This is a genomic window from Salinisphaera sp. T31B1, from assembly GCF_040361275.1.
Lineage (GTDB): Bacteria > Pseudomonadota > Gammaproteobacteria > Nevskiales > Salinisphaeraceae > Salinisphaera.
Window position 1 is genome coordinate 675,600 of the sequence record NZ_APNH01000003.1, and the last position, 22,112, is coordinate 697,711.

Sequence of the window (22,112 nt, forward strand, 5' to 3'; positions counted from 1 at the left end):
TCATTCTACAGCCTCGGTGAAGCAAAGCGCCGGTTTGCGTGGCAGCCCGCGCGACCGGCGCGGTATCATCCGGCCATGCAAACCTACGACGTGAAAGGCCCGATGCGCGCGGGCGCCGCCGGCCGCCGGTCCGGCGCGTTCGCCTACGCCGCGCTGACCGGCATGATCCTGACCATGGCCGGCTGCGCCAGCCAGACATTGCCGGAACGGACCGACGACCTGCGAATCGATGCCACCGACGTCACTTCGCCGGCATCGAGTCGCCGCGCGGCCTACGAGTACCACGTGCTGGCCGGCGAGATGGCTATCCAGCGAGGCAATCGGGAACGCGCGGCCACTGAATATGTGGCCGCTCTGGATTATTCCAACGATGCCGAACTGGCTCAACGCGCCACCCGGATCGCGTTGTATGCCGGTGATGCGGCGTTGGCCTATCGTGCCGCCGACGCGTGGGCGCGTGCACAGCCGGATTCTCTGGACGCCCAGCGTATCGCCACGCGGCTGGCGCTGGTCAACGACGATGCCGCCGGCCTGGCCGAGCATGCCCCGGCGCTGGTCGACGCCTCCGCCTCGCCCGATATCGGCTACTCGCTGTTGGCCGACGTGCTCAGCGGCGAAGACCCGCACGCGGATCTGGCCGTGGAAACACTCAGTGGCATGGCTCAGCAAGACCGGGGCAGTGCAGCCGCACAATATGCTTTGGGCGTGCTGGCGCTGCGCTATGGCCGCAACGCCGTGGCCCAGCGTGCGGCCGAACGCGCGCTGGCACTTGAGCCGGAATGGAACGACGCCGTGCTGCTTCAGGCTGGCGTGTGGATACGCAACGACGAACCCGGCAAGGCACAGGCCCTGGTCGACGATTTGCCGGGCAATGCCGCCACGCGTGCGGAGTACCACATGGCCCTGGCACGTTTGTTGATCGAGGCCGACCAGGACGAGGCAGCACTCGACGAGTTCCGGCATGCGATCGCGTTGCAGCCCGATAACAACGAAGCGCGGTATGGCCAGGCCATCCTCTCGTTGAGCCAAGGCGATCTCGATCAGGCCGAAGATGCATTCACGCGCTTGTACGAGTCCAGCGATCGCTCCGACGACGCGGCTTACTACCTGGGCACGATCGCTGAGCAGCGCCGGGATTACGCCGAGGCCGCCGGCTGGTATCAGCGCGTTGAAAACGGCGCACACGCGTTCGAATCCCAGGTGCGCGCGGCCCGAATGATCTACAAGCAGGGCGATCTGGCCGGGGCGCGGGCGCGGCTTGTTTCATTGCGTTCGACATATCCGGAACTCGCCAATCAGCTGTATGCCGCCGAGGGCCAGATGCTCTACGAGGCCAACCAGCCGGTCGCGGCGGTGGATATCTACGATCAAGGCCTTGAGGAGGTGCCGGGCAATGCAGAACTGCTCTATGGCCGCTCGATTGCCTATGAGCGTCTGGGCCGGGTCGATGCCGCCGAGGCGGATCTGCGCGCGGTGCTCGACGACGAGCCGGACGATGCGCGCGCACTCAACGCCCTCGGTTATCTTCTGACCAACCATACGCGTGACTACGATCGCGCCCTGGACTATATCCAGAAGGCGCTTGCGGCCGACCCCGACAATCCGGCCATTCTCGACAGCATGGGATGGGTACAGTATCGGCTCGGCCATCTAGATCAGGCCCGGCACTACCTCGAGCGCGCCTATCGTGCCTATCCCGATGGCGAGGTCGCCGCACACCTGGGCGAAGTCCTCTGGGCCCAGGGAGATCGCGACGCGGCGCGCCGGGTCTGGCAGGATGCGTTGGCCGACAATCCGGATCACCCGATCTTGCGTGCCACCATGAACCGACTCGATCCATGAAACAGTTTGCTGCGCTTGCGCTGGTCGCCTTCGTCATCTCCGGCTGCGCCATCATCCGCAAGCCGCCGGAAGCCGAGCCCGGCGTGGTCGATGCCGTTGCCTGGCTCGATCACAAGCGCGCCGTCGAGGATTTCGACGTCTGGGCGCTTCAGGGACGCGTGGCCACCGGTCAGCTGCTGGGCTGGACCGGCAACCTCAGCTGGCGTCAGAACGCGGAGCATTTCGATGTGCGTTTGTCCGGTCCACTGGGTGCAGGCGGTTTCCGCGCCGAGGGCAGCCTCGAACAGGGTGTGATCATCCATACCAAGGACCGTCGTATGGTGACCACGGAGCCCGATGCGCTCGTCGAGCGCACTTTGGGGTGGACCTTCCCGCTGGAACCCTTGCGCTACTGGGCGCGCGGTCTGCCTGCGCCCGGGCAATATCAGAGCATCAGCGTGGACGGTGAGGGGCATCTCGTAGCTCTGGATCAGCAGGGCTGGAGGCTGTCGTTTCCTGCCTATTCGAGCCCCGAAGGCGCGCCGGCACTGCCGCGACGCATCGTGCTCGACAACGGCGAGACCCGGATTCGCCTGGTCGTGGACCGCTGGCTGGACAACGATGACGCATCCGGGACGAATTGACAGCACGCGGGTCAGCCAAGAAAATACCGCGCCTTGAAACAACCCGACCCTCGGACCCGATCGCCGAGCGGCAGGATCCGAACGAACGAAGACAGCGAGTTTTGAAGGGGCGCGGCCTCGCGGCAAGGCATCGGGTTTTGATCCCCGTGTCCCGCAGGTATCGAAGATCCCGCAGGTTCGTTTGCGGCCGCGTAGCAGTAGCATTCGAACGAGCGAAGACAACGAGTTTTGATGGGGCGTAGCCAAGCGGTAAGGCATCGGGTTTTGATCCCGTGTACCGCAGGTTCGAATCCTGCCGCCCCAGCCAACAATGAGACGCCCGCGTAAGCGGGCACGACTGAGGCGGCAGGATGAGAATCCTGCAGGTTCGACGATCACGCATGAGTGTGATCGAACCGCGGAGCGAAGCGACGCGGGCCCGTAGGGTGAGCCACCGTGAGGTGGCGAATAATCCTGCCGCCCCAGCCAATATTAGTGACGCCCGCGCAAGCGGTTATGACCGAAGGGCGAGCGGTGATCCTGCCGGGGTTTGTGAGCGCGCCAGGGCGCGACCGGCCCGCTTGGCCAGATACCGCGGCCCAGGCCGTCTTCGGCCCGGTCGTAAGCGATATGTCTGTACGCGCGGGCAGGGGAGGCAGGGACGGTTCCTGCAGGGCCGGTAATCGGCCCGACAAGGCTCCTGCCACGACAACGAATTCGATTGATAGCACGGCAGCGCACACATGACAGATTCCAGGTTGATGGTGTTTACCGGCAACGCCAATCCGGCGTTGGCGCGGGATGTAGCGGGCTATCTCAAGCTGCCGGTCGGCAAGGCCAGTGTGGGCAAGTTCTCCGACGGCGAAATCGCGGTCGAGATCGAAGAGAACGTACGCGGACGCGACGTGTTCGTGGTGCAGTCGACCTGTCGGCCGACCAACGACAATGTGATGGAGCTGTTGATGCTGATCGATGCGCTCCACCGGGCATCGGCCGGTCGAATCACGGCGGTCGTGCCGTATTTCGGCTATGCACGCCAGGATCGCCGCCCCAGATCGGCGCGGGTGCCCATCTCGGCCAAGGTCGTCGCCAGCATGCTCGGAGCGGTTGGCACCGACCGTGTGCTGACGGTCGATCTGCACGCCGATCAGATCCAGGGCTTTTTCGACATGCCGGTCGACAATGTCTATGCCTCGCCAATCCTCCTGGGCGATATATGGCGCCAGAAGGAAGATAATCTCATCGTCGTGTCGCCGGACGTTGGAGGCGTGGTCCGCGCGCGGGCCTTGGCCAAGCGGCTGGAGGATGCCGATCTGGCCATCATCGACAAGCGCCGACCCAAGGCAAACGAAGCGAAGGTGATGAACATCATCGGCGATGTGCGCGGCAAGACCTGCATCATGGTCGATGATCTGGTCGATACCGCCGGTACGTTGTGCCAGGCTGCCGACGCGCTGAAGAACCAGGGTGCAGTGAAGGTCAAGGCCTATGTCACTCATCCCGTGCTATCGGGTAAGGCCGTGGAGAACATCAGCAATTCGCGGCTCGACGAACTGGTCGTCTCGGACACCATTCCGTTGTCGCCGGATGCCGCCGCCTGCGGCAAGATCCGCCAGCTGCATATTGCCGCGCTGCTGGCCGAGACCATCCGGCGGGTGAGCAACGAGGAGTCGGTGTCGACGCTGTATGTCGACTGATCAGCGCACAAGTTGTTAAAAAGACCGCCCGCAGGCCGTGCATTTGCCGCACAACGGCGTATACTACGCGGTCTTTTGGGCCCGGCGGGCCGCGACCTGCCAGCATGAATACGATCGGGAGGCCAGGTGCGAGCGCACTGGCCATCTTAATATCTGGAGCGAATCGATATGGATGCCTTTGAGCTGAATGCGGAAAAACGGACCGCCACGGGCCGCGCCGAGAATCGCCGGCTGCGCAAGTCCGGTCGTGTGCCGGCCGTCATCTACGGCGGCAATGGTGATCCGGTCATGCTGAGCCTGGAGCACAACGACCTCAACCATCATTTGGACAACGAGGCGTTCTTCTCCCACATCATCAAGATCAAGATCAACGGCGGCGCGACCGAGGAAGCGGTTCTGCGCGATCTGCAGCGTCATCCGGCAAGGCCGTTCATTGAACACGCCGACTTCCTGCGCATCGTGGCCGGCGAGACGCTGCGCATGAGCGTTCCGCTGCACTTCGCCGGCGAAGACGAGTGCCCGGGCGTGACCGACGAAGACGGCGTCATCCAGCACAACATGAACGACGTCGAGATCGAGTGTCTGCCGCGTAATCTGCCGGAGTACATCGAAGTCGACTGCTCCAAGCTGCATCTGCACGACTCGGTGCACCTGAGCGAGCTGGTGCTGCCCGAGGGCGTCGAGATCGTCGAACTGATGGGCGACGAGGACGAGCAGACCGACCGCACCGTGGTGTCGGTGCAGGTGCCGCGTGCAGCCATCGAGCTCGAGGCCGAGGAAGAGGCCGAGGCCGAAGCGGCCGCCGCAGAGGCGGCCGAGGGCGAAGAAGACGACGCCGGCGAAGACGACGGCGACTCGGGCGAGTCCGAAGGCGAGGACAGCGACGAGGACAAGTAGCCCCGTCGCGGGTCGGCTGGCTTCTACACCACCCGAACGACCCAGACCATGAGCCCGGGCGATCCTCGTCCGGGCTCATGCGCGTCCGGCATCAGGCCGCCGGCGCAGGTCTTTATATCGAGCGGCGAGCGCACATGAGCGAGGCGATACGGGCGATCGTGGCCCTGGGCAATCCCGGGGCCGACCATGAACGTGATCGGCACAACGCCGGTTTCTGGCTGGCCGACGCGCTCGCGCGCCGCTGGCGCGTCTCGTTCGCCCCGGAAAAGCGTTTCAAGGGTGAGTTGGCCCGCGTTGGGGCTGGCCCGGAAACGCTGTGGCTGCTCAAGCCCATGACCTTCATGAATGTCAGCGGCGAGGCGATACAGCCGCTGTGCGCGTTCCACAAGATCGCTGCGCCGCAGATACTGGTCGTCCACGACGAGCTCGACCTGCCCGCCGGTACGGCCCGGCTCAAGGAATCGGGTGGGCACGGCGGCCACAATGGACTCCGCGACATCCACCGCGTGATCGGCTCACAGTACAAGCGCCTGCGTATCGGCGTCGGCCATCCCGGCGATAGTGCCGGGGTGCTGGCACACGTACTGGGCAAACCGTCCGCCGACGATCAGATCGCCATCGACGCGGCCATCGACGCGGCGCTGGAGGCTATCGACACCATCCGCGAGCGTGGCTGGAACCGCGGCGCCCAGCAGCTCAACTCCCGTAAGCAACCCGGTTGATTCCATGGCACTTCAGGTAGGCATCGTCGGACTGCCGAACGTTGGCAAGTCCACGCTATTCAACGCGCTCACCGCCGCCGAGATACCGGCGGAGAATTATCCGTTCTGCACCATCGATCCGAACGTGGGCGTGGTGGCGGTGCCCGATCCGCGGCTGGCCGCGCTTGCCGGGATCGTCGCCCCGGAGAAGACGCTGCCCACCACGATCGAGTTCGTCGATATCGCCGGTCTGGTGGCGGGCGCATCGACCGGCGAGGGGCTCGGCAACCAGTTTCTTGCCAACATCCGTGAGACCGATGCAGTGCTGCACGTCGTGCGGTGCTTCGAGGACGACGACGTCATGCATGTCGCCGGTCGCGTCGATCCCATATCGGATATCGAGACCATCGATACCGAGCTGGCGCTGGCGGATCTGACCACCGTCACGCGCGCCGCAGAGCGAACCGCCAAGGCGGCCAAGTCCGGCGACAAGACCGCCAAGCGTAATGCCGCGCTGTTCGAGCGCGTGCGCGATCATCTGGATACCGGCGCGCCGGTCCGTGCGATGACCCTGGACGAGGACGAGCATCTGGCCCTGCGCGAGCTGCATCTGATCACGGCCAAGCCGGCCTTGTTTGTCGCCAACGTCGACGAGAACGGGTTCGAGGACAATCCGCTGCTTGACCGGGTCCAGGCGCATGCACAGGCGCAGAACGCTCTAGTCGTACCGGTGTGTGCAGCGCTGGAAGGCGAGCTGGCTCAGCTCGATGGTGACGACAAGGCCGAGTTTCTCGCCGATCTCGGGTTGAACGAGCCCGGGCTCGACCGCGTGATCCGGGCAGCCTATTCACTGCTCGGGCTGCAGACGTTCTTTACCGCCGGGCCCAAGGAGGTTCGCGCCTGGACGGTGCGTACCGGCGCCACCGCACCGCAGGCCGCGGGCGTGATTCATACCGATTTCGAGCGCGGCTTCATTCGTGCCGAGGTGATCGGCTACGACGACTATGTCAGCCTCAAGGGGGAAAAAGGGGCCAAGGAGGCCGGACGCCATCGGCTGGAGGGCAAGGAATATCGGATGGTCGAAGGCGACGTCGTGCACTTCCGGTTCAACGTGTGAATCCTGCGCGTCAATTCCGTCCAGCGTCTTGACATCCATCCGCCGGACGAAGAAAATGCGCCGCTTTCCGGCTATGTAGCTCAGGGGTTAGAGCATCGCATTCATAATGCGAGAGTCGGTGGTTCAAATCCACCCATAGCCACCATTTCAAAACAGGGGCTTGCGGTCCCCTCCCCATTGTCCCCCGCCAGCCCGCGGGGGATATGTGGGGGACTTACCGTCCCCCCGCAATCATCCGACCACCCGCAAAAGCGGGCGGCTTTTGCCGTCGCAAACCTTGTTCGCGGCGGCAATCAGGTTGTGGATCTCGGCCGCGGAATAGTCCGTTGTGATCGATCCCGACCGGTGCCCCAGCAGATCCGCGCGGTCCTCCTTTGATACATCTGCTGCCCTGAGGCGCCGGCCGAACGTGTGGCGCAGGTCGTGCACGCGAATGCGCGCGTAGTCCCGCGGGCACGGCCCGCCGATCGTCTCCGAGTATTTCTCTGCCGCTTTCGTGCGCGCAGACCGCCACCCGTTATTGAGCATGCGGCCGACTGGCCCTATGAAGCCGGCGCGGCTTGGCCGCGACGATGGCCAGACCCACGTGCCGTGCGCGCCGCGCTGCCCGTCGATGACGTTCTGCGCGACACGGTTGCACACGACCAGCCGGGCTTCGCCGTTCTTCGCCACTTCGGGCGGGATCACGAACACGGAATGGCCATCGATCCGTTCCTCCCACGACCATTTCATCTGACAGATTTCCTGATCGCGCATGCCGGTGTTCACATCGAACAACGCCATGCGTTCCAGGTCCCTTGGCAGATGATCGAACAGCAGGCGCTGCTCGTCCCATGTGAGCGGGTATGGCCGCCGCTTGCCGTGCTCCGGCAGTTTCTGGATCAGCGGGACGGTATTCAGCCAAGGCCGCCCATTCTCGTCTCGCCACAAACGCGCAGAGAGCGTGAGCGGGCGCCTGACGGCCGCCATGTCCCGATTCACCGTGCCGTTGCACACGCGCGCGCTACGGGCCGCTATGGCCGGCTGTAGCGTGCCCTGATGTACTTGATGCAGCGGCAAGTGCCCGATGTACGGCATGAAGAAATCCAGCGCCAGTATGTCGCGGGCGATCGTGCGCGGGCGTTTGTGGCCGTTTTCGTCCAGATACCGCGCCGCCGCCTGGGCGAACGTTCGCGCTTCTGAAACCCCGTAGACCTGCCGCTGCCGTGCCTGCTCGACCTCGTATGCTAGCCGGCGCTCCGCTTCTGCGTAGTCGCTCGTGCCCGTGCTGACGCGTAGGCGCTCGCCGCCGACCCTCTTGTCGATTTCCCACCAGTACGTCTGGCGATCTCTCGACCATCGCTTTGTGAGCCCTGTTGCTCGTTTCGGCATAAATCCTCCGATGAGCCCGGGCGTCCGTTGCGCTGACGATATTCGTCGAATAGCGCGTCGAGCTCAAGCCGGTCGACGACTTTCGTGCCCGCGCTGAACTCGATCAGCGTGAGCCGCGGGCGAAATTCGCGGTCGAACACGGCCCGGCCGACGCCGACGTAGGTGTGCGCCTCGCTGATGCGGATGCCGCGGGGTTGCACGGCTATACCGCCTGGTCGCTGAGGTCCATGGCCGCGTCGATTGCGTCTCGCATGCTTCCGAGATTCTCGGTGACGCATTGTGTGGGCAGTTGCACGTTGCCGATCGGGTTATCGCGGTCGGCGAGCCAGTCGAGTCGGCGCGCGTCTTGCCGCAGTTGCTCGTTCTCGTATTCGAGCTCGGCGATGCGTGCGGCCTGGGCATGCATCCGGCCGGCGCCGTCTACGTCCCACCACTGAACGCGGCCCCAGTAATCAATTGTTGCCCGCTGGCCGGTGTCGGGCACAATGAAAACGCCGCCTATGATCCGCATGCCGCGGTCCCGAAAATCGCTCTCTTTTTGCCGGCAAGCGGATGTTGGCACATCGGGTATATCGCTCATGGCTGACGCTCCTGTTGCTTAAATGCATCGACCTGGCCGGCGTGCTCGGCTGTTCGATCGGCACGCAAGCCGTGGCTGAGCTGAGCCTTGACCTCTGTGAGCCATGCTTTGTAGGCGTATCCGGATCGCTCGGCGAACGGGTAGGCGTGTCGAAGGGCGCGGCGCAGTGCTTTCTGATCGTCGCGGCCGGTGCTGGCTATGACGTCGGCCACGATCGGCGCTGATCTTTCGCGCCATGTCATAGTTCGGCCACTCATCCTTGCTGCTCCAGCCAAGTTTCGATGTCAACGCGCGCAGCGGCCGATACCGGTTTGCCGCGTTCGTAGTTGCTGACCACCGGCGCCGATATGTGTGCTGTCTGAGCGGCTTCGTCGGCGAGCTGGGCTTGTGTCAGCCCGAGTTGCAGGCGCGCGACGCGCAGCCGCTCATGCGGGTTCCCGCCGTGCTGATCCTGCATGTGCCGCATGAGGTTTTGAAACGTGCGGTTACAGCAGGGGCAGACGCCGTTCTGGATCCGCTTGCGCATGCGCCGATGGGCGCGGCGCGCCTCGTCACGCTGATTCTCGGCCACGCTGGCGCGGGTCAGCTGGCGGGCAGCGTACCGGCGTGCATGCTCCAGCTCGTCGCGCAGCTTCTGCGCTTCGCTCTTACCGGTGTAGTGCTGTGGATGGCCGGCCGGGCAATAGAATTCTTTGCGATCGCTCAGCCGCCGGCGTTTGAAGTCGGCGGTCATCGCGAACGGCATGCCGCAGTTGCAGCACTGTTCGGTGACGAATTTGATGCTGTTGACGAAGGTGCCCATCAGAACGCCTTCCCGCCGGCCTTACGCCGGTTCTCCGGTTTGTGGTCGGCGCGCTGGGCGTTGTAGGCCAGCTTCTCGCGGGCGGCGCCCCATATGTCGAAGCGACGGCGCTCGGCGTACGCGACGATTGCCAAGATCAGGGACGACATACAGGCACCGATGCCTTCGACATCCTGAATTTCGGATTTGCCGCGTTTGCGCTCCATTTCCATAATCGCGTCCACGAGATAGTGCAGGCCAGCCCAACTCATCCAGGCCGGCCGGATCTCGTTCTCTGCGTCGCGATATAGCGGGTATCCGAACCCGCCCATGTAGTCAGCAATGCGAATCAGGGCGTCGGCCAGCTCAACTTCGGCGCCCTTCCGGTGCGGTAGCTTGTCGTCGTTCTGGCCGCTCATGTCGGCTTCGAACCCTTCGCTAAGTTCGCTGTGAATTAGGCAGAGAAGCTCGCCTTTGTTTCGGGTGATGCGCTCGCCCGTTTCAAGGTCGCTCCACCATCCGACGCGAACCGGCAACTTGTGACACTCGCGCAGCAGCTCGATCGCGTCGTCAGGCCAGTCGGCCAAGTCCTCAACCTTTGTCGGCGCGCCCGGATATTCGCAGTGGCCGGCCATGACTGCGCGGCGGCAGTCGTCGTTATTCGCGAACGATATAAGGATCGCTCGCGGGTAGTGGCTTTCGTTGCTGTCGTGGTCGACAGTCACGATTTCGCCCATCTCAATCAGTGTTCCGTTGCTCATATCTCGCTCGTCGGTTGTTGTTGTGGATCATCCGCAGCAGCCAAGACTTTGGCCGTGGCCTCTTCGATCCGGTGCTGCATCGCGTGGTGTTGAGTACAGAGCCACACGACGGCCAGCGGCTTGCTGTAATCCTCGTGGTGGGCTTGCGTCTTGGTTTCGCCGCATACGCAACACGGCTCGCGTGTCAGTCGGCCGTCGCGCAGCGCGTTACCGACTGCGATTTGGGCTTTTCGCTTATGCGGATTTCGCGCGCGCCATGCCGCTGCACCGCAACGTTTCGCCTCTGGTGATGCCTCGCCGCGAGAGCCGTCACGCAGATACCGCTGACGGTCGTACTCGCGGTAATACCCAATACGCTTTCGACGGTTCGCCCGCGCTGCGGCTTTTGCACACTCGCGGCATTTGGTGTCGAGTCCATCGTGCGTGCCAGGATTTGCGTAGAATGCGTCTACGGGGAGCGACTCCTCGCAATAGCGGCATTTTTTCGTCGCGATACTCATGGTCAGAACGGGATATCTGAATCGAGATCGTCATCGAGCCCCGGGGCCGTGGGCGGCGTCTTACCGTCAGGCGCGTGATCGGGCTGGCGGTTGGCGCGGCCGGTGCTGGGGCTGCCTAACATCTGCAGTTCGCGAACTACGATCTCGGTCATATAGTGACGGTGGCCGTCCTTTTCCCAGCTGCGAGTACGCATGCGTCCGGCGACGAACACGCGGTGGCCTTTGCCGAGGTAGTCCTCGCAGACCTTCACGAGTCCGCCAAACACCACGAGGTTCACCCATTCGACCTGCTCTTTCTTCTGGCCGGTGTCGCGATCTTTCCACTGGCGATTGCAGGCGATGCTGAAATTCGCGACTGGATCGCCGGATGGCAGATAGCGGATCTCGGGCGCATCGCCCAGGTTGCCGATGAACTCGGCGCGGTTGAGGTCATTCGCCATGCTGGTACTTCCCGTGTATTTCGTGGAGCTTCGCGGTCTGCTTATCGCTGAGACGTCGGATTGAGCCGTTTTCGAATCGCTTGATGAGCCCGGTGACGAACTGGTGTTGCCATTCGCTATCGCGCTTGAGGGCGGCCAGCTGGCGCTCCAGGTCGGCGAGCTGTGTTGGCATCGCGGCGCGTCGCTGGCGCTTGTTCTGGCCGTCGCTGCAGCCGTAGCAGAGCGATGAGCCACGCGGGAACGCGTTCAGCGGCGCGCGTTCTTTGCAGCCTCGGCAGTAGCGGGTCGGTTTCGGCATCGGATCCTCAGCGTTGAATTCAGCCGCCTGGCGAGGGAGGGCAACCCCGCTCACCGCTCGCGCCCCGGGGGAATGGGGAGAACGCGAGCGGCAACACCGGGCGGTACGGTGCTGCAAGGAGGGCGCGGGCCACGTGACAACAAGACCGTGGATGGGATGTGGCACGCGCCAAAGGAATCAGTCGGAAATGGCGTCCAGGCAGGTGGCGTACACGTCGTTCGAGAACGAGCGCACGGCGCGCTGTTGATACACCGGACTGCTGTATAGCGGCTCGCTGTATGCGTCTCGAATGATCGCCGTGGTGATGCCTGGCAGCGGCGTTGTCTGCGCGCGCGCGACCAGATCACCCATGTCGGCGTTGGCCTGTCGCTGCTCCATGATGGCGCCGGCTAGGCCGCTCATGGCGCGGCAACCGTCGGTGGCGGTGGCGGCGTAAACCGGCATGGCCAGCGCGCCGGCCAACAGGCCGCATGTGATGATGGTGTGTCGCATGGTGTTCTCCGTTACTCGCAGGTCTTCAACGTGGCCGAGCTGCCGGTGCAGACGGGGCCGTTGTTATTCATCGCCAGCGTGTTGTCCGCCGGCGCGTTGTTGGCCTGGGCGCTGCCGAGCGTGAGGCACGCCCAGATCATCACGACCAGCACCAGGAAGCTGAGCGCTGCGGCGATCGAGCTCCTGATATCTTCATCGGCCGGCCGTTGGATATAGTCGATACGCTCACGCATGGCGCGCCTCCGGCTGGGCGTTGGCAATCTGGCGATCGATCTGAGCGCGCAGGCGGTTGATGTTGTGCAAGTCGCCAGCGCTCGATTCGTCGATGGCCATGCCGGCGTGGTTTCGCATCGTGAGCAGCAGCGAGCGGTCGGCCGAGTCGAACGTGATGTCGGCGGTGCCGTGGCGCATCGCGGCGATGAGCAGGCGGCAGGCGGCCAGCTCTTCGGGCGTGCCGGCGACCATTTCGACTGCGGGCTGGGGCGGCACAGCGGGCGCGCGGAACACGGCATTGCCGATCTCAGCCGCGATCCGCTGCATATGCACGTCGCTGTAGGTCGCGGCGCAGACGGCGATATCGCCCAGCACTTTGCGGGCTTGATGGCCGCTCAGGCGGCTGCCGGTCCGCGTGCCGCGAATGGATTGCTCGACGGTGTCGGCCAGGATCTGTGCGTTCATGTCATTGCCCGGATGAGCCACAGCACGATGGCCATGGCAAAACCCCAGAACGCGATGCATAGGAACATCACGCCCACCCACACGACCGCATAGAGCGGGTCGCGCTGAATACAATCCATGCGGCGACGGCCGGTCATGACGGCACCCGCGGGATACGCTCACCGGTGGCGCGAATGGCGAGGGCGTGCGGGTAGCGCAGGCGGACCTCAGCTCGGTCGACGGCGGTGGTGATCCGCTCGCCGGTGGGCAGCAGGATCGCGTAGCGGCGGAAGGTTGGGCGCTTCATGGCTCGCTCCGCGTCGTCTTCTTCGCCTCTTCGATTAGGCGCCGCGTCTCTTTTCGGATCAGCTGGGCTGTAACTGCAGATCCGCAACCAGCCTCAACGTTTCGAAGGGCAACAGCCATCGACGCGCCGAACTCGCGCATGTCTTCGTCGGTGTGATCAGAAACCACGGCGAGTCACCCCGAGTTGACCGGCTCGCGCTTTGCGTGCGGCTTTGGCGCCGGCGGGTTTGGCGCGCGATCGAGTGGCGCCGCGTTCGGTAGGTGCGCCGCGACCCTTTCTGAGCCGGACATTGGCCCGATGGCGGCGCTTGGCGTCAGCTTTTCGGCTGGCCTTCGTCACGTGGCAGTTGCCGAGCATGACGTGGCCGCCACTGGTGACGGATCGTGCCGTGCCCGGCCAGCCAGAGCCCAGCAGCCCGGCCATGGCCATCAGCGAGTGCAAGCGGTGTTTTCGTTCTGCCATGTGTCGCCCCGTTTGCTGAGTGTGTCTGTATTGCTACAGACGCAATCTACAAACGTATTTGTAGATATGTCAACAAATTTATTTGTAGACGGGCGAAAAAAAATGCCGCGGGCTTGCTTAACAAGCACCTGCGGCGGCCGGATCGATCATTGATCGCGCCATGATTGGCGCTACATTGAAATCATCGCGCCCTTCACAGTCCCGATAATCTGTGCGCCGCTCGCAATGCGGATGATCGGATATTGGGTGTTGATGGGCTCAAGGAAAACCTCGCCGCCTTCGATATTGAGCCGTTTAAACGTGACCTCGTGCGTTTCCGTTAGCCGTGCCAGGACCAGTGCGCCCGTCACCATGTCGCGCACTTCCGGGTCGACGAATATCAGCGTGCCGGGCGGATAACTGGCGCCGCCCGTGAGGCTTACCATGCTGCGGCCTTCGACTTCCGTCCAGTAAGAGCTATCGCTACAGCGGACGTTCGGTGGGGCTGGCCAAAAACCGTCTGCATCGCCTGGTTCGTAACTGTCGATGACTTCCTCCCATTGCCCGGCGCTCGCGAAACTGATGATCGGGTAGGATCGCCCGGGCGGTCGAGCTGTTGTTCGTATATTCGAGCTTATAGCCTCATCTATACGTTGGGCCGCAAGTGGGGAGTTTCGTTGCGGCGACTCGTACGGCTCCGGCTGTTCTGCTACTTGGCGGGCTGCTTTGTCCATTTCCCCGCGGCCATGAGTGAGCCATGTCGGCGAAACGCGAAGCGCGCTCGCGATCGCGCCCGCGTGGGTGCTGGCCTTGCCTTTCTTGGCTAAATACTGGATCGACTGGGGACGCACGCCGATCGCCCGCGCCAACTCGGATTGGCTCATGCCGCGCACATCGAGCGCGTGCTTTAGGCGTTCATGGAAGTGTTTCACAAGGCATAGGGTTACAAACGAGCCTGTTCCTGTCTCGACAAAATTATTTGTTGACGGGCTACAAATACGTTTGTAGATTGGCGGCATGAAAGACACACCGCTAAAGCGAGCAGTCGATCTGGTCGGCACGCAGTCTGGACTGGCCCGGAAGATCGGCGGCGACGTGAAACAACAGAACGTCTGGTTGTGGCTCCAGCGCAACGAAGCGCCTGCAGAGCACTGCATCGCGATTGAGCGGGCATGCGGCGGGAAGGTCACTCGCTACGAGTTGCGGCCCGATGTGTTTGGTGATTGCGCCGAAGTGGCCGAAGAGCCGCATTCCGTTTCTCAATAAAACCAATGACTGGAGTATGCGAGATGCCCACAGACACCGGAACGTCTGAAACAGTACACGTCGAGCACCCGAGCCGATCGGCCGTGCTCGTGTTCTACGCCGAGCGGGTGCTTGAAGAGACCCCGATGACGTTCGACGCCCTGGCCGAGGCCATCGCAATCGAATACGAGCGGCGGGTGCCGGCTCATGCGCGCAGCGTGAAGCTGGCCGCGCCTTCGTCATCGGACTACCGAACGTTCGCGAAAGAGCTGGGCGCGGTATCGACGCGCACGAAGCGCTATATCCGCGGTGGGATGCTGATCCCGTCCGATCTGGAAGAGGCGATCGCTTACGCGCTGCCGGCGCCGTATGGACTCCAATGTCGGCGAGCTCTGGCGCGGCGGTATGGATTCCTCGGCGCAGTCAGCCCGCAGTCCGAGGCGGCCCCAAGCGATGCCGAGGCGCTCAGCTCGATCTGTGCTGACGCGGGCGGCGTGATCCGCAGCGTGGGCGAGGCGCTGGCCGATGGCCGACTGGATGCCGACGACATCGCGCTGGCGCCGCTGATGATCCGCCAGCTGCATGACTTGATGTCCGATGCCGCCTCGGCGATCAAGCGGATCGAGGATCGGACCGGCTACCGGGCCCCGCGGCCGGAAAGCATTCGTACCTCACCGCCCACCGTGATCGCTGCGATTCCGACCGGCCGGCAGACGGTGTCGGCATGAACCCGGGCGAGTGCGAGCATATCCCCGAGCGTCGCTTGCTGGCGGCCGTGATCGCCCAGGCGGTGCATGACGCGGGCGACCACGTAAAGGGCGCAGCTGCGGCCGTGCGCCGCGAGCAGGCCCGCGTGTGGATCCAGCAAAGCCCGGTGTTCGTCTGGTACTGCGAGCTGCTGAACCTGAACGACGTCGTGATACGCCAAGGCGTGCTGAATGCCGGGCGCGAGCGCCGCCGGCGCAATCTGACGACGACGGTGTAGTCATGGCTGGAGACTGGATCAAGGTCGAGAAATCGCTTTCGGATAAGCCGGAGGCCTGGCAGATCGCCGCGTCTCTGGATATCGATCCGGATGCGGTGGTCGGCAAGCTGATCCGCATTTGGGCGTGGTTCGATGACCAGACCGAAAACGGTAACGCACCGAGCGTTACCCGAGCGTTGCTCGATCGGCGTGTCGGCGTTACCGGGTTTTGCGACGCGATGATCGCGGCCGGCTGGATGCACGACGACGGCCAGCACATCGCGCTGCCCAACTTCGACCGACACAACGGCAAAACCGCCAAGAATCGGGCACTTACAGCCAAACGCGTCGCCCAGCACAAACGCAAGAGTAACGCCGAGGGTAACGAAACAGGTAACGCAGCGAGCGTTACTAACGCGTTACCTAGAGAAGAGAAGAGAAGAAGTACTAGCAAGCCTCACGCGGACGCGCGCGAGAGCGACGCCGATGTGCCCCCGCCAGCGGCTTCGCCCGACGGCTTGAGCCACGGCGAAGTGCGCGATGTGCTCATGGCCCACGGCGCGCCTTTCCAGGTGTGCACAAGCCAGAAAGGCCAGGACGCGATCAACGGATGGGTGCGCGCTGCGGTGACCGGTGCCGATCTGGCAGTGGCCGTCGGCCGAGCACACCAGCGCAAACGTGACGGGCCGATCAGCCCCGGCTATCTGGACCCGATCGTCAAGCAAGTCGTCAGCGAAAGAACGACCCCGAAACAGCGAGACACCCATGGAACGAGCAATTCAAGACATCACGGCAACCGTGCAAGCGAACGGGCCGCGAGCCTCCTGGCAATCGCGCAAGGCGACGAATGACCTGCCAACGAAGGCTTTCATCGCGCAGCTGTTCCTGCGCATGCAAAGCACATTCGGCCACAAGTGGCTGAGCCTGGTGCCCGACGACGCGACTCAGACGCTGGCGATCCACGAATGGCGGCATCAGCTCGCCGAATTGTCGGAAGCGCAGATGGAGTCGGGCTTTCGGCGGATGCTCAAGCGATCGGGCGCGAATGCCGCCTGGCCGCCGGGCGCGGCCGAGTTCCGGGCGCTGTGCAAGCCGCATCGTGAGCCGTACGAGCGTGTCGAGTTTCAGGGCCATGCGCTGCCGCATAAGCCGCTGACCCCGGCCGAGAACCGCGAGCGGGCACCGAGCCTCCGGGCGGCGCTACGGGGCGAGTATCCGCGGGGCGAGTCGTGAGCATCACCCCCGATCAGATCCTGATGGACGCCGAGGTGCAGGCCGCGCGCTGGCGCCGTAAGCGGGTGGGCCGCGATGCGACGGTGACGTTCACGCTGCCGGACGACGACGAGCTGCGCGATCTGATTGCGCACCGTCACCAGCGCTGCGGGCCGAACCACTACCGGCTTGTGTTGCTCGCGATCGACGATGGCGAAGCGCTGGATAGCGATGCGGGCGAGACGTCGCCCGCTGCGGGCCCGTATATCGCCGACGCGGATCGGCTGCGGGCCAGCGGTTTTCTGTGCGATCTGCGTGTCGCGGCCGCTCTGGGCAGTGATTCGGACTACGACGCCTGGGTCACACGCCAGCGGTCGATCGTATCCGGCGAGTTCAGCGAGGTCGACGCCGGCGGCGACGGCCGGTGTGTTGCGTGCCATGTGCGCCGCTCGGGCGAGGCAGGGACAGCATTCAAGCCCTTGTATGCCCAGGTGCCCATGACGGACGACGAGCACAGCCGGCAGCACCAGGGCGGCGAAGTGGCCGTGTACCTGCGTTGGGCGCGGCTGGCGGGCATCACCGTGCAGCCCAGCCGGGCGGCGGCGCATGCGTGGTTCGACGAGCGGCTGATCGAGACCCGGGCGCGTTGGGCCGAAGCGCAGCTATGCGCGGCGCTCGAGGTGCCGGCCCTGTCGCATGTCGAGCCGATCGCGTTGCATGAATGGGCACGCGACCGCGATTTGGTCGACCTGCTGCCCGCCGAGGCGGTGGAGGGTGCGCCGGTATGACATGGCACACGCGAATCGGCCGGCTCCACATCGGGCTGGAGATCACCGGCGCCGACATACAGCTGCTGCCACAGCTCGGATTTTCTCATTTCAAGCCGCCGGGCCGGGCCCGTCTATGGGACGTGACCGTGGCATGGCTTTGCATACACACCTGGATAGGACGACGAGCATGACCGACACGACTGCACATTCGATTCTCGACGCCGCCGGGCAGCACATGCGCGACCGAGCGACGACGTACGACAAGCCCGAGGGCGAGAGAAGCATGGCCGCAACGGTGACGGCGTTCAATGCGATCACCGGGCATGCGCTGACGGAAGAGCAGGGCTGGGCGTTCATGGAGCTGCTCAAAATCACGCGCAGCCAGTCGGGCGATTTCCGGGCCGACAACTACGAGGATGCGGCGGCGTATGCCGCACTGCGGGGCGAGGCCGCGGCTCTTGAGCGGCCTGGGCAAGTGCCGCCCCTACGATGCGAGAAGTGTGGCGAAGAGGTTGAATCTTCGCGACTTCACATCTGTGATTTGCGCCTTCATGGCCAACATAGCTGAACCCTGGCTCAAGGCCCACGGCTTCGGCACCGACGAGCCCGACCGCATAGGCGCGATCGCCAAGACCATGGCCGGCCAGCCGACGAAGTTTGATCGCATCGAGCAGGCCCGGCGCCTGGAAAAGCTGCACGGCCGACACGTGGCCGAGCAGATCGCTAAACGAGCAGAACAGATATTGCGAGACCGGAGACAACAACTATGACACGCACAATCGAAACCCCAGCGGCCCGGGCCAGTGATCCGCATACGTCGCATGCCGCAGCCGATGCCATGACGGCGTCCGGATGGCGGCGCCACCACCAGGACATCGTGACCGCCGCTGTTCGCCTGTCGCCTGGCTCCACCAGCGCCGAGCTGTCTGCTGTTTGTGAAAGGCGATCGCTCACTGTCGCTCGCATTGTCTACGACAAGACATGGCCGAATCGCGATGAAGAGGCGTCAGTGCGACTCGACCGCTGGCAGATCGCACGTCGTTTGCCAGAGGCTGAAACTGCCGAAGACATCCGCCGTGGCGAAGCCCGTAAGTGCTCGATCAAGGAGCGCAAGTCGCTGACGTGGTGGCCGGTAGTGAAGGGCGCTCACGCGTGAAGCTGAGCAAGCGCCAGATCAAGGATCACGCCCAGATCATGGACATGGTCGAGACAGATCGACGTCTTACGGAAGACGAAAAGGTGTTCGTGCTCGACCACTTCCATGAAGGCGCCACGCATATCAACTCGTCGGCCGGTGCGTTCTTCACGCCCCGCGGCTTGGCGCGAGATTTCGCGATCGAGGTGGGCGAGATATACGGCAGTGACCAGCGGTGCATCGATCTGTGTGCCGGCATCGGCGCGCTGGCGTTTGCGGTGGAAGAGAAAGTCTCCGATCTGGTGTGTGTCGAGCTCAACCCGGATTACGCCCGCATCGGCCGCAAGATCGTGCCGAACGCGGAGTGGATCGTCGGCAGTGTGTTCGACCTGCCGGATATGGGCCGATTCCGGTGGGCGATCAGCAATCCGCCGTTCGGCAACGTGCCGGCCGATGGTTTCGTCGGTGAATACACGGGCGCGCAGTTCGAATACAAGGTCATCGAGACGGCATCACGCATCGCCGACTTTGGCGCCTTCATCCTGCCGCAGCAGTCCGCGCCGTTCCGCTATTCCGGCCAGCCGTGCTTCCGCGACGAGGAAACAGACAAAGCGGCGCGTTTTCGCGAACAGACCGGCATCGTCATGGAGCCGAGCTGCGGCATCGATACGTCGCTGTATCGCGGCGACTGGAAGGGCGTGAGCCCGGTGTGCGAGATCGTGGCGTGTGAGTTCGAACAGCCCAAGCCAGCGCAGGCGGCGGCATGGGATCAGATGGATTCGTTGGAGGTGGTGGCATGAGCAGACCCAAAGATTACAACGTGCAAATCAAGGTCCGGAACGCGCCATTGATGAAGATGATGCGCGCGAATGGCTATTCAACGTCAGCAGAGCTTTCGCGGGCATGTGGCGTAAACCAAACCACTATAAGCGCGTATCTGAACCTGCGAAAAGCGCCTATCAAAAGCGATGGGGACTGGGCGCTTCCAGTAATCCGTATGGCTGATTGCCTTAACGTCATCCCGGAACTCCTTTTCCCCGAACGACACCTCTATAGCCCCATAGAAAACAACACCAGAGAAGTTGAGTTTGATTGGCAAGAAATGATGCAGCTTTCTCACGAGGCTAATGGCTGCGGAGACCCCCTGTTAGATATCGAAGCATCTCAAGCAACCGAAGATGTGAATGAGGCTCTAGAAGTTCTTGGGGAGAAAGAGATATTCATATTAAAACATCGCCACGGGTTCGATGGGGAAGAGAAAAGCTTACGAGAAATAGGTGAGATGCTCGGCTTGTCTACTGAACGAGTCAGGCAGATAGAGCAGAAAAGCTTGCGCTTACTAAGGCATCCCGATCGCGCGAAGAAATTGGTTCAGTACGTAAGACTATGAGCGAACATACCGAACAAGCGACGCTCATCCGCATGGTCGACTGGAACGCGCGCCAGCACCCCGAGCTGTCGATGCTTTATGCCGTGCCGAACGGCTCGGATCGTCACCCGGCGGTGGCTGGGAAGCTGAAAGCCGAGGGTGTGCGCAAGGGCGTACCGGATCTGTGCTTGCCAGTCGCCCGGCAGGGGTATCACGGCCTGTATGTCGAGATGAAGACAACGAAGGGTCGCACCTCGCCTGAGCAGCGCGACTGGATCGAGCGGCTGCAGGGCGAGGGCTACCGGGCGGCGGTATGTCGCGGGTGGTCTGCGGCGTGGAACGAGATCGCCGGATATTTGGGAATTAAGGAGGAAACCAAGCCGTGAGCCATCAAACCGAATGCGAAACCATGCTGCCGTGCCCGTTCTGCGGCGGGCCGCCCTGCGCGGTTGTAATGAATGAGACCACGAGCCGCGCCGTGCGGGACGAGGACTGGGGCGAGGACGGCGTGCTGTTTATATCGGCGCACGTCTTCTGCCATGAATGCGGCGCTCGCGGCGAGGCGTTCCAAGAGCCGATCGCGCTGCCCCCTGAATTGCCTGTTCTGAAGGAAAGGGCAGCAAAGGCATGGAACGATCGCAACGCCCGCCATCTGGGTCTTTACGTGGCATCGGTTCGTGGTGCGTGACGCCATTGGTTCGACAGAGGCGTTCGAGATTTGGCGGCGCAACTCACTGTCGCGCTACCGCTGGAAGATGTTTCGCCAGCACCTTCGCGCGGCGATCTGCGAGCGAGTCGGGACACGAGACCAGAAGTGGCATTCCACGCTGAGGTTCATGACGCCCGCGGACGTTATCGAGGCCGACCGCCGCACACGAGAGGAGCGCACATGCGAGAAATAACCGTCCCCATTTACATCACAGCCGAGGTGGCGTAATGGCGCGAGAGAAAACCGCGATTGATATCCAGCGCAGCAAAGTCGAATCCCTGCTGTGGGATTGCTTCGAGCAGGCCGGCCAAGCGCCGGCGGTGACCGGACATCCGTCGACGTCGCCGACGTATCGCATGATGCAGGCGGGCATGGGCCGATCGGGGTCGCGCGTGACGAGCCCATGGCGGGGCCGTGTGCGTCGCTACAACGACAATCAGGTCATGGGCGGCCGGCTGGAGATCGAGCCGGCCGGCACGTGCTACGGGCGAGAGACGCGATCGACTCGGGTCGCAGAGTTCACGCAGCCGGAGATCGACGCCGATCGGATGGGCCCGCCGGTTGAGTGGGTGGGGCAGATCATCGCCGCGATGCCGTCGTATCAGCGCGACGTCATCCTGCTGCGCTATCGCGATCGCGTGCGGGAGTTCAAGACGATAGCGGCCGAAATGCGGGCCCAGGCGGATACGCAGGGCTACCCGGCGGGCACGTGTACGAAAGACGCTGTGGCGACGCTGCACAACGCGGCACTGGATCACATATACCGGCTGATGTTCGAGATGGCGGCCCCGGTTCGGCGGTCGATCATTCCTGAGCAGATGGCGGTTGAGGGTTGACACTTGAGGATAGGTGTCGACGCGCAGATGCGATCACCTGCTGCGATTTGTTATGCCGAACGGAGGCTAGAATGCCTTGCTACATGACTAGATTGGAAGACGGTCGACTCGCGCACATATGCGGAGATCTGGGGCCGCACTGCGGCGAGTGCTCTGACGTAGGCGATTACCTGTGCGATTACCCAGTCGGCGACGGAAAGACGTGTGACCGCCCGCTGTGTGAACACCATGCAAAAGAAGTGGCGCCCGAAATTCATTACTGCCCCAGCCACTGGCGAGAGTGGGACGAATTTCGTAAATCAGGCGGCGTGAAACGTGAGCTTGAAAACGTAACGCCATTCAATAGGCATAACACTTGAGGTGAGGCGTCGCCCCGACAGGGGCGATC

At 63.4% G+C, this 22,112-nt stretch carries 34 protein-coding genes and 2 tRNA genes; 22 read left to right on the forward strand and 14 right to left on the reverse strand.

Going from position 1 to position 22,112, the window contains the following annotated elements:
- Window positions 1-75 precede the first annotated feature (75 nt).
- The 8 genes from T31B1_RS14555 (at window position 76) to T31B1_RS14590 (ending at window position 7,001) form a co-directional block, all read left to right on the forward strand.
- Window positions 76-1,842 (forward strand): tetratricopeptide repeat protein, encoded by a 1,767-nt coding sequence (locus T31B1_RS14555; RefSeq protein WP_353250241.1) that lies wholly within the window; start codon window positions 76-78, stop codon window positions 1,840-1,842.
- Window positions 1,839-2,465, forward strand: a complete 627-nt coding sequence (lolB, locus tag T31B1_RS14560; RefSeq protein ID WP_353250242.1) for a lipoprotein insertase outer membrane protein LolB — start codon at window positions 1,839-1,841, stop codon at window positions 2,463-2,465. The genes T31B1_RS14555 and lolB overlap by 4 nt, the downstream gene beginning before the upstream one ends.
- A 232-nt stretch (window positions 2,466-2,697) precedes the next feature.
- A tRNA-Gln gene (locus tag T31B1_RS14565) sits at window positions 2,698-2,772 on the forward strand.
- 415 nt (window positions 2,773-3,187) lie between these two features.
- Complete coding sequence (locus T31B1_RS14570; protein ID WP_353250243.1) at window positions 3,188-4,141, forward strand: ribose-phosphate diphosphokinase; 954 nt, start codon at window positions 3,188-3,190, stop codon at window positions 4,139-4,141.
- A gap of 168 nt (window positions 4,142-4,309) precedes the next feature.
- Window positions 4,310-5,038 (forward strand): 50S ribosomal protein L25/general stress protein Ctc, encoded by a 729-nt coding sequence (locus T31B1_RS14575; RefSeq protein WP_353250244.1) that lies wholly within the window; start codon window positions 4,310-4,312, stop codon window positions 5,036-5,038.
- 134 nt (window positions 5,039-5,172) lie between these two features.
- Window positions 5,173-5,760 (forward strand): aminoacyl-tRNA hydrolase, encoded by a 588-nt coding sequence (gene pth, locus T31B1_RS14580; protein ID WP_353250245.1) that lies wholly within the window; start codon window positions 5,173-5,175, stop codon window positions 5,758-5,760.
- Window positions 5,761-5,764: 4 nt separating this feature from the next.
- Complete coding sequence (gene ychF / locus T31B1_RS14585) at window positions 5,765-6,856, forward strand: redox-regulated ATPase YchF (RefSeq protein ID WP_353250246.1); 1,092 nt, start codon at window positions 5,765-5,767, stop codon at window positions 6,854-6,856.
- A 69-nt stretch (window positions 6,857-6,925) separates the two neighbouring features.
- A tRNA-Met gene (locus T31B1_RS14590) sits at window positions 6,926-7,001 on the forward strand.
- An 86-nt stretch (window positions 7,002-7,087) separates the two neighbouring features.
- On the opposite strand, the gene T31B1_RS14595 is transcribed toward T31B1_RS14590, so the two are convergent.
- From T31B1_RS14595 to T31B1_RS14660, 14 genes are all read right to left on the reverse strand, one after another.
- Window positions 7,088-8,227 carry a tyrosine-type recombinase/integrase gene (locus T31B1_RS14595; protein WP_353250247.1) on the reverse strand — a complete coding sequence of 380 codons (1,140 nt, stop codon included), beginning with the start codon at window positions 8,225-8,227 and terminating at the stop codon, window positions 7,088-7,090.
- A gap of 202 nt (window positions 8,228-8,429) precedes the next feature.
- Complete coding sequence (locus T31B1_RS14600; RefSeq protein WP_353250248.1) at window positions 8,430-8,807, reverse strand: hypothetical protein; 378 nt, start codon at window positions 8,805-8,807, stop codon at window positions 8,430-8,432.
- Complete coding sequence (locus tag T31B1_RS14605) at window positions 8,804-9,019, reverse strand: hypothetical protein (RefSeq protein WP_353250249.1); 216 nt, start codon at window positions 9,017-9,019, stop codon at window positions 8,804-8,806. The genes T31B1_RS14600 and T31B1_RS14605 overlap by 4 nt, the downstream gene beginning before the upstream one ends.
- 41 nt (window positions 9,020-9,060) lie before the next feature.
- Window positions 9,061-9,609 carry a helix-turn-helix domain-containing protein gene (locus tag T31B1_RS14610; RefSeq protein ID WP_353250250.1) on the reverse strand — a complete coding sequence of 183 codons (549 nt, stop codon included), beginning with the start codon at window positions 9,607-9,609 and terminating at the stop codon, window positions 9,061-9,063.
- Window positions 9,609-10,349 carry a nucleoside triphosphate pyrophosphohydrolase family protein gene (locus T31B1_RS14615; protein WP_353250251.1) on the reverse strand — a complete coding sequence of 247 codons (741 nt, stop codon included), beginning with the start codon at window positions 10,347-10,349 and terminating at the stop codon, window positions 9,609-9,611. Before T31B1_RS14615 ends, T31B1_RS14610 begins: the two co-directional genes overlap by 1 nt.
- Window positions 10,346-10,849 carry a hypothetical protein gene (locus tag T31B1_RS14620; RefSeq protein ID WP_353250252.1) on the reverse strand — a complete coding sequence of 168 codons (504 nt, stop codon included), beginning with the start codon at window positions 10,847-10,849 and terminating at the stop codon, window positions 10,346-10,348. The genes T31B1_RS14615 and T31B1_RS14620 overlap by 4 nt, the downstream gene beginning before the upstream one ends.
- A gap of 2 nt (window positions 10,850-10,851) precedes the next feature.
- Window positions 10,852-11,289, reverse strand: coding sequence for a single-stranded DNA-binding protein (locus T31B1_RS14625; RefSeq protein WP_353250253.1), 438 nt, complete (start codon window positions 11,287-11,289; stop codon window positions 10,852-10,854).
- Complete coding sequence (locus T31B1_RS14630) at window positions 11,279-11,587, reverse strand: hypothetical protein (protein WP_353250254.1); 309 nt, start codon at window positions 11,585-11,587, stop codon at window positions 11,279-11,281. The genes T31B1_RS14625 and T31B1_RS14630 overlap by 11 nt, the downstream gene beginning before the upstream one ends.
- A 177-nt stretch (window positions 11,588-11,764) precedes the next feature.
- On the reverse strand, window positions 11,765-12,079 hold the full coding sequence (locus T31B1_RS14635; RefSeq protein WP_353250255.1) for a hypothetical protein: 315 nt from the start codon (window positions 12,077-12,079) through the stop codon (window positions 11,765-11,767).
- Window positions 12,080-12,090: 11 nt separating this feature from the next.
- Complete coding sequence (locus T31B1_RS14640) at window positions 12,091-12,312, reverse strand: hypothetical protein (protein WP_353250256.1); 222 nt, start codon at window positions 12,310-12,312, stop codon at window positions 12,091-12,093.
- A complete protein-coding gene (locus T31B1_RS14645) occupies window positions 12,305-12,667 on the reverse strand; it encodes a hypothetical protein (protein WP_353250257.1) in 363 nt (120 codons plus the stop codon). The genes T31B1_RS14640 and T31B1_RS14645 overlap by 8 nt, the downstream gene beginning before the upstream one ends.
- An 86-nt stretch (window positions 12,668-12,753) precedes the next feature.
- Window positions 12,754-12,894, reverse strand: coding sequence for a hypothetical protein (locus T31B1_RS14650; RefSeq protein WP_353250258.1), 141 nt, complete (start codon window positions 12,892-12,894; stop codon window positions 12,754-12,756).
- Window positions 12,891-13,043 (reverse strand): hypothetical protein, encoded by a 153-nt coding sequence (locus tag T31B1_RS14655; protein WP_353250259.1) that lies wholly within the window; start codon window positions 13,041-13,043, stop codon window positions 12,891-12,893. Before T31B1_RS14655 ends, T31B1_RS14650 begins: the two co-directional genes overlap by 4 nt.
- 632 nt (window positions 13,044-13,675) lie before the next feature.
- The gene (locus tag T31B1_RS14660; protein ID WP_353250260.1) at window positions 13,676-14,503 is read right to left on the reverse strand and encodes a LexA family protein; all 828 of its coding nucleotides are present in this window, start codon (window positions 14,501-14,503) and stop codon (window positions 13,676-13,678) included.
- On the opposite strand from T31B1_RS14660, the gene T31B1_RS14665 reads away from it, so the two are divergent.
- The 14 genes from T31B1_RS14665 to T31B1_RS14730 all read left to right on the forward strand — a co-directional run bounded on the left by T31B1_RS14665 (window position 14,502) and on the right by T31B1_RS14730 (window position 21,724).
- Window positions 14,502-14,750 carry a transcriptional regulator gene (locus T31B1_RS14665; RefSeq protein ID WP_353250261.1) on the forward strand — a complete coding sequence of 83 codons (249 nt, stop codon included), beginning with the start codon at window positions 14,502-14,504 and terminating at the stop codon, window positions 14,748-14,750. The genes T31B1_RS14660 and T31B1_RS14665 overlap by 2 nt on opposite strands.
- Before the next feature lie 23 nt (window positions 14,751-14,773).
- Entirely contained in the window at window positions 14,774-15,457 is a 684-nt protein-coding gene (locus T31B1_RS14670) for a DUF8585 domain-containing protein (RefSeq protein WP_353250262.1), read from the forward strand.
- Window positions 15,454-15,714 carry a hypothetical protein gene (locus T31B1_RS14675; RefSeq protein ID WP_353250263.1) on the forward strand — a complete coding sequence of 87 codons (261 nt, stop codon included), beginning with the start codon at window positions 15,454-15,456 and terminating at the stop codon, window positions 15,712-15,714. The genes T31B1_RS14670 and T31B1_RS14675 overlap by 4 nt, the downstream gene beginning before the upstream one ends.
- A gap of 2 nt (window positions 15,715-15,716) precedes the next feature.
- Window positions 15,717-16,544 carry a hypothetical protein gene (locus T31B1_RS14680; RefSeq protein ID WP_353250264.1) on the forward strand — a complete coding sequence of 276 codons (828 nt, stop codon included), beginning with the start codon at window positions 15,717-15,719 and terminating at the stop codon, window positions 16,542-16,544.
- A gap of 40 nt (window positions 16,545-16,584) precedes the next feature.
- Window positions 16,585-16,926 carry a hypothetical protein gene (locus tag T31B1_RS14685; protein ID WP_353250265.1) on the forward strand — a complete coding sequence of 114 codons (342 nt, stop codon included), beginning with the start codon at window positions 16,585-16,587 and terminating at the stop codon, window positions 16,924-16,926.
- The gene (locus T31B1_RS14690) at window positions 16,923-17,693 is read left to right on the forward strand and encodes a hypothetical protein (protein WP_353250266.1); all 771 of its coding nucleotides are present in this window, start codon (window positions 16,923-16,925) and stop codon (window positions 17,691-17,693) included. The genes T31B1_RS14685 and T31B1_RS14690 overlap by 4 nt, the downstream gene beginning before the upstream one ends.
- Before the next feature lie 169 nt (window positions 17,694-17,862).
- Window positions 17,863-18,243 carry a DUF6378 domain-containing protein gene (locus tag T31B1_RS14695; protein ID WP_353250267.1) on the forward strand — a complete coding sequence of 127 codons (381 nt, stop codon included), beginning with the start codon at window positions 17,863-17,865 and terminating at the stop codon, window positions 18,241-18,243.
- Entirely contained in the window at window positions 18,227-18,445 is a 219-nt protein-coding gene (locus tag T31B1_RS14700; RefSeq protein ID WP_353250268.1) for a hypothetical protein, read from the forward strand. Before T31B1_RS14695 ends, T31B1_RS14700 begins: the two co-directional genes overlap by 17 nt.
- Window positions 18,442-18,831 (forward strand): MarR family transcriptional regulator, encoded by a 390-nt coding sequence (locus T31B1_RS14705; RefSeq protein WP_353250269.1) that lies wholly within the window; start codon window positions 18,442-18,444, stop codon window positions 18,829-18,831. The genes T31B1_RS14700 and T31B1_RS14705 overlap by 4 nt, the downstream gene beginning before the upstream one ends.
- Window positions 18,828-19,610 (forward strand): class I SAM-dependent methyltransferase, encoded by a 783-nt coding sequence (locus tag T31B1_RS14710; RefSeq protein ID WP_353250270.1) that lies wholly within the window; start codon window positions 18,828-18,830, stop codon window positions 19,608-19,610. The genes T31B1_RS14705 and T31B1_RS14710 overlap by 4 nt, the downstream gene beginning before the upstream one ends.
- Window positions 19,607-20,200, forward strand: coding sequence for a sigma-70 family RNA polymerase sigma factor (locus T31B1_RS14715; RefSeq protein ID WP_353250271.1), 594 nt, complete (start codon window positions 19,607-19,609; stop codon window positions 20,198-20,200). Before T31B1_RS14710 ends, T31B1_RS14715 begins: the two co-directional genes overlap by 4 nt.
- A complete protein-coding gene (locus T31B1_RS14720; RefSeq protein WP_353250272.1) occupies window positions 20,197-20,565 on the forward strand; it encodes a VRR-NUC domain-containing protein in 369 nt (122 codons plus the stop codon). The genes T31B1_RS14715 and T31B1_RS14720 overlap by 4 nt, the downstream gene beginning before the upstream one ends.
- On the forward strand, window positions 20,562-20,867 hold the full coding sequence (locus T31B1_RS14725; protein ID WP_353250273.1) for a Lar family restriction alleviation protein: 306 nt from the start codon (window positions 20,562-20,564) through the stop codon (window positions 20,865-20,867). Before T31B1_RS14720 ends, T31B1_RS14725 begins: the two co-directional genes overlap by 4 nt.
- A gap of 248 nt (window positions 20,868-21,115) precedes the next feature.
- Entirely contained in the window at window positions 21,116-21,724 is a 609-nt protein-coding gene (locus T31B1_RS14730; protein ID WP_353250274.1) for a hypothetical protein, read from the forward strand.
- The last annotated feature ends 388 nt before the right edge of the window (window positions 21,725-22,112 follow it).

Excerpts from the sequence above, each read along its gene's own strand:
- T31B1_RS14555 (WP_353250241.1), top strand. The coding sequence starts at position 76 with ATGCAAACCTACGACGTGAAAGGCCCGATGCGCGCGGGCGCCGCCGGC.
- lolB (WP_353250242.1), top strand. The coding sequence starts at position 1,839 with ATGAAACAGTTTGCTGCGCTTGCGCTGGTCGCCTTCGTCATCTCCGGC.
- T31B1_RS14570 (WP_353250243.1), top strand. The coding sequence starts at position 3,188 with ATGACAGATTCCAGGTTGATGGTGTTTACCGGCAACGCCAATCCGGCG.
- T31B1_RS14575 (WP_353250244.1), top strand. The coding sequence starts at position 4,310 with ATGGATGCCTTTGAGCTGAATGCGGAAAAACGGACCGCCACGGGCCGC.
- pth (WP_353250245.1), top strand. The coding sequence starts at position 5,173 with ATGAGCGAGGCGATACGGGCGATCGTGGCCCTGGGCAATCCCGGGGCC.
- ychF (WP_353250246.1), top strand. The coding sequence starts at position 5,765 with ATGGCACTTCAGGTAGGCATCGTCGGACTGCCGAACGTTGGCAAGTCC.
- T31B1_RS14595 (WP_353250247.1), bottom strand. The coding sequence starts at position 8,227 with ATGCCGAAACGAGCAACAGGGCTCACAAAGCGATGGTCGAGAGATCGC.
- T31B1_RS14600 (WP_353250248.1), bottom strand. The coding sequence starts at position 8,807 with ATGAGCGATATACCCGATGTGCCAACATCCGCTTGCCGGCAAAAAGAG.
- T31B1_RS14610 (WP_353250250.1), bottom strand. The coding sequence starts at position 9,609 with ATGGGCACCTTCGTCAACAGCATCAAATTCGTCACCGAACAGTGCTGC.
- T31B1_RS14615 (WP_353250251.1), bottom strand. The coding sequence starts at position 10,349 with ATGAGCAACGGAACACTGATTGAGATGGGCGAAATCGTGACTGTCGAC.
- T31B1_RS14620 (WP_353250252.1), bottom strand. The coding sequence starts at position 10,849 with ATGAGTATCGCGACGAAAAAATGCCGCTATTGCGAGGAGTCGCTCCCC.
- T31B1_RS14625 (WP_353250253.1), bottom strand. The coding sequence starts at position 11,289 with ATGGCGAATGACCTCAACCGCGCCGAGTTCATCGGCAACCTGGGCGAT.
- T31B1_RS14630 (WP_353250254.1), bottom strand. The coding sequence starts at position 11,587 with ATGCCGAAACCGACCCGCTACTGCCGAGGCTGCAAAGAACGCGCGCCG.
- T31B1_RS14635 (WP_353250255.1), bottom strand. The coding sequence starts at position 12,079 with ATGCGACACACCATCATCACATGCGGCCTGTTGGCCGGCGCGCTGGCC.
- T31B1_RS14640 (WP_353250256.1), bottom strand. The coding sequence starts at position 12,312 with ATGCGTGAGCGTATCGACTATATCCAACGGCCGGCCGATGAAGATATC.
- T31B1_RS14650 (WP_353250258.1), bottom strand. The coding sequence starts at position 12,894 with ATGACCGGCCGTCGCCGCATGGATTGTATTCAGCGCGACCCGCTCTAT.
- T31B1_RS14655 (WP_353250259.1), bottom strand. The coding sequence starts at position 13,043 with ATGAAGCGCCCAACCTTCCGCCGCTACGCGATCCTGCTGCCCACCGGC.
- T31B1_RS14665 (WP_353250261.1), top strand. The coding sequence starts at position 14,502 with ATGAAAGACACACCGCTAAAGCGAGCAGTCGATCTGGTCGGCACGCAG.
- T31B1_RS14660 (WP_353250260.1), bottom strand. The coding sequence starts at position 14,503 with ATGCCGCCAATCTACAAACGTATTTGTAGCCCGTCAACAAATAATTTT.
- T31B1_RS14670 (WP_353250262.1), top strand. The coding sequence starts at position 14,774 with ATGCCCACAGACACCGGAACGTCTGAAACAGTACACGTCGAGCACCCG.
- T31B1_RS14675 (WP_353250263.1), top strand. The coding sequence starts at position 15,454 with ATGAACCCGGGCGAGTGCGAGCATATCCCCGAGCGTCGCTTGCTGGCG.
- T31B1_RS14680 (WP_353250264.1), top strand. The coding sequence starts at position 15,717 with ATGGCTGGAGACTGGATCAAGGTCGAGAAATCGCTTTCGGATAAGCCG.
- T31B1_RS14685 (WP_353250265.1), top strand. The coding sequence starts at position 16,585 with ATGCAAAGCACATTCGGCCACAAGTGGCTGAGCCTGGTGCCCGACGAC.
- T31B1_RS14695 (WP_353250267.1), top strand. The coding sequence starts at position 17,863 with ATGACCGACACGACTGCACATTCGATTCTCGACGCCGCCGGGCAGCAC.
- T31B1_RS14700 (WP_353250268.1), top strand. The coding sequence starts at position 18,227 with ATGGCCAACATAGCTGAACCCTGGCTCAAGGCCCACGGCTTCGGCACC.
- T31B1_RS14705 (WP_353250269.1), top strand. The coding sequence starts at position 18,442 with ATGACACGCACAATCGAAACCCCAGCGGCCCGGGCCAGTGATCCGCAT.
- T31B1_RS14715 (WP_353250271.1), top strand. The coding sequence starts at position 19,607 with ATGAGCAGACCCAAAGATTACAACGTGCAAATCAAGGTCCGGAACGCG.
- T31B1_RS14720 (WP_353250272.1), top strand. The coding sequence starts at position 20,197 with ATGAGCGAACATACCGAACAAGCGACGCTCATCCGCATGGTCGACTGG.
- T31B1_RS14730 (WP_353250274.1), top strand. The coding sequence starts at position 21,116 with ATGGCGCGAGAGAAAACCGCGATTGATATCCAGCGCAGCAAAGTCGAA.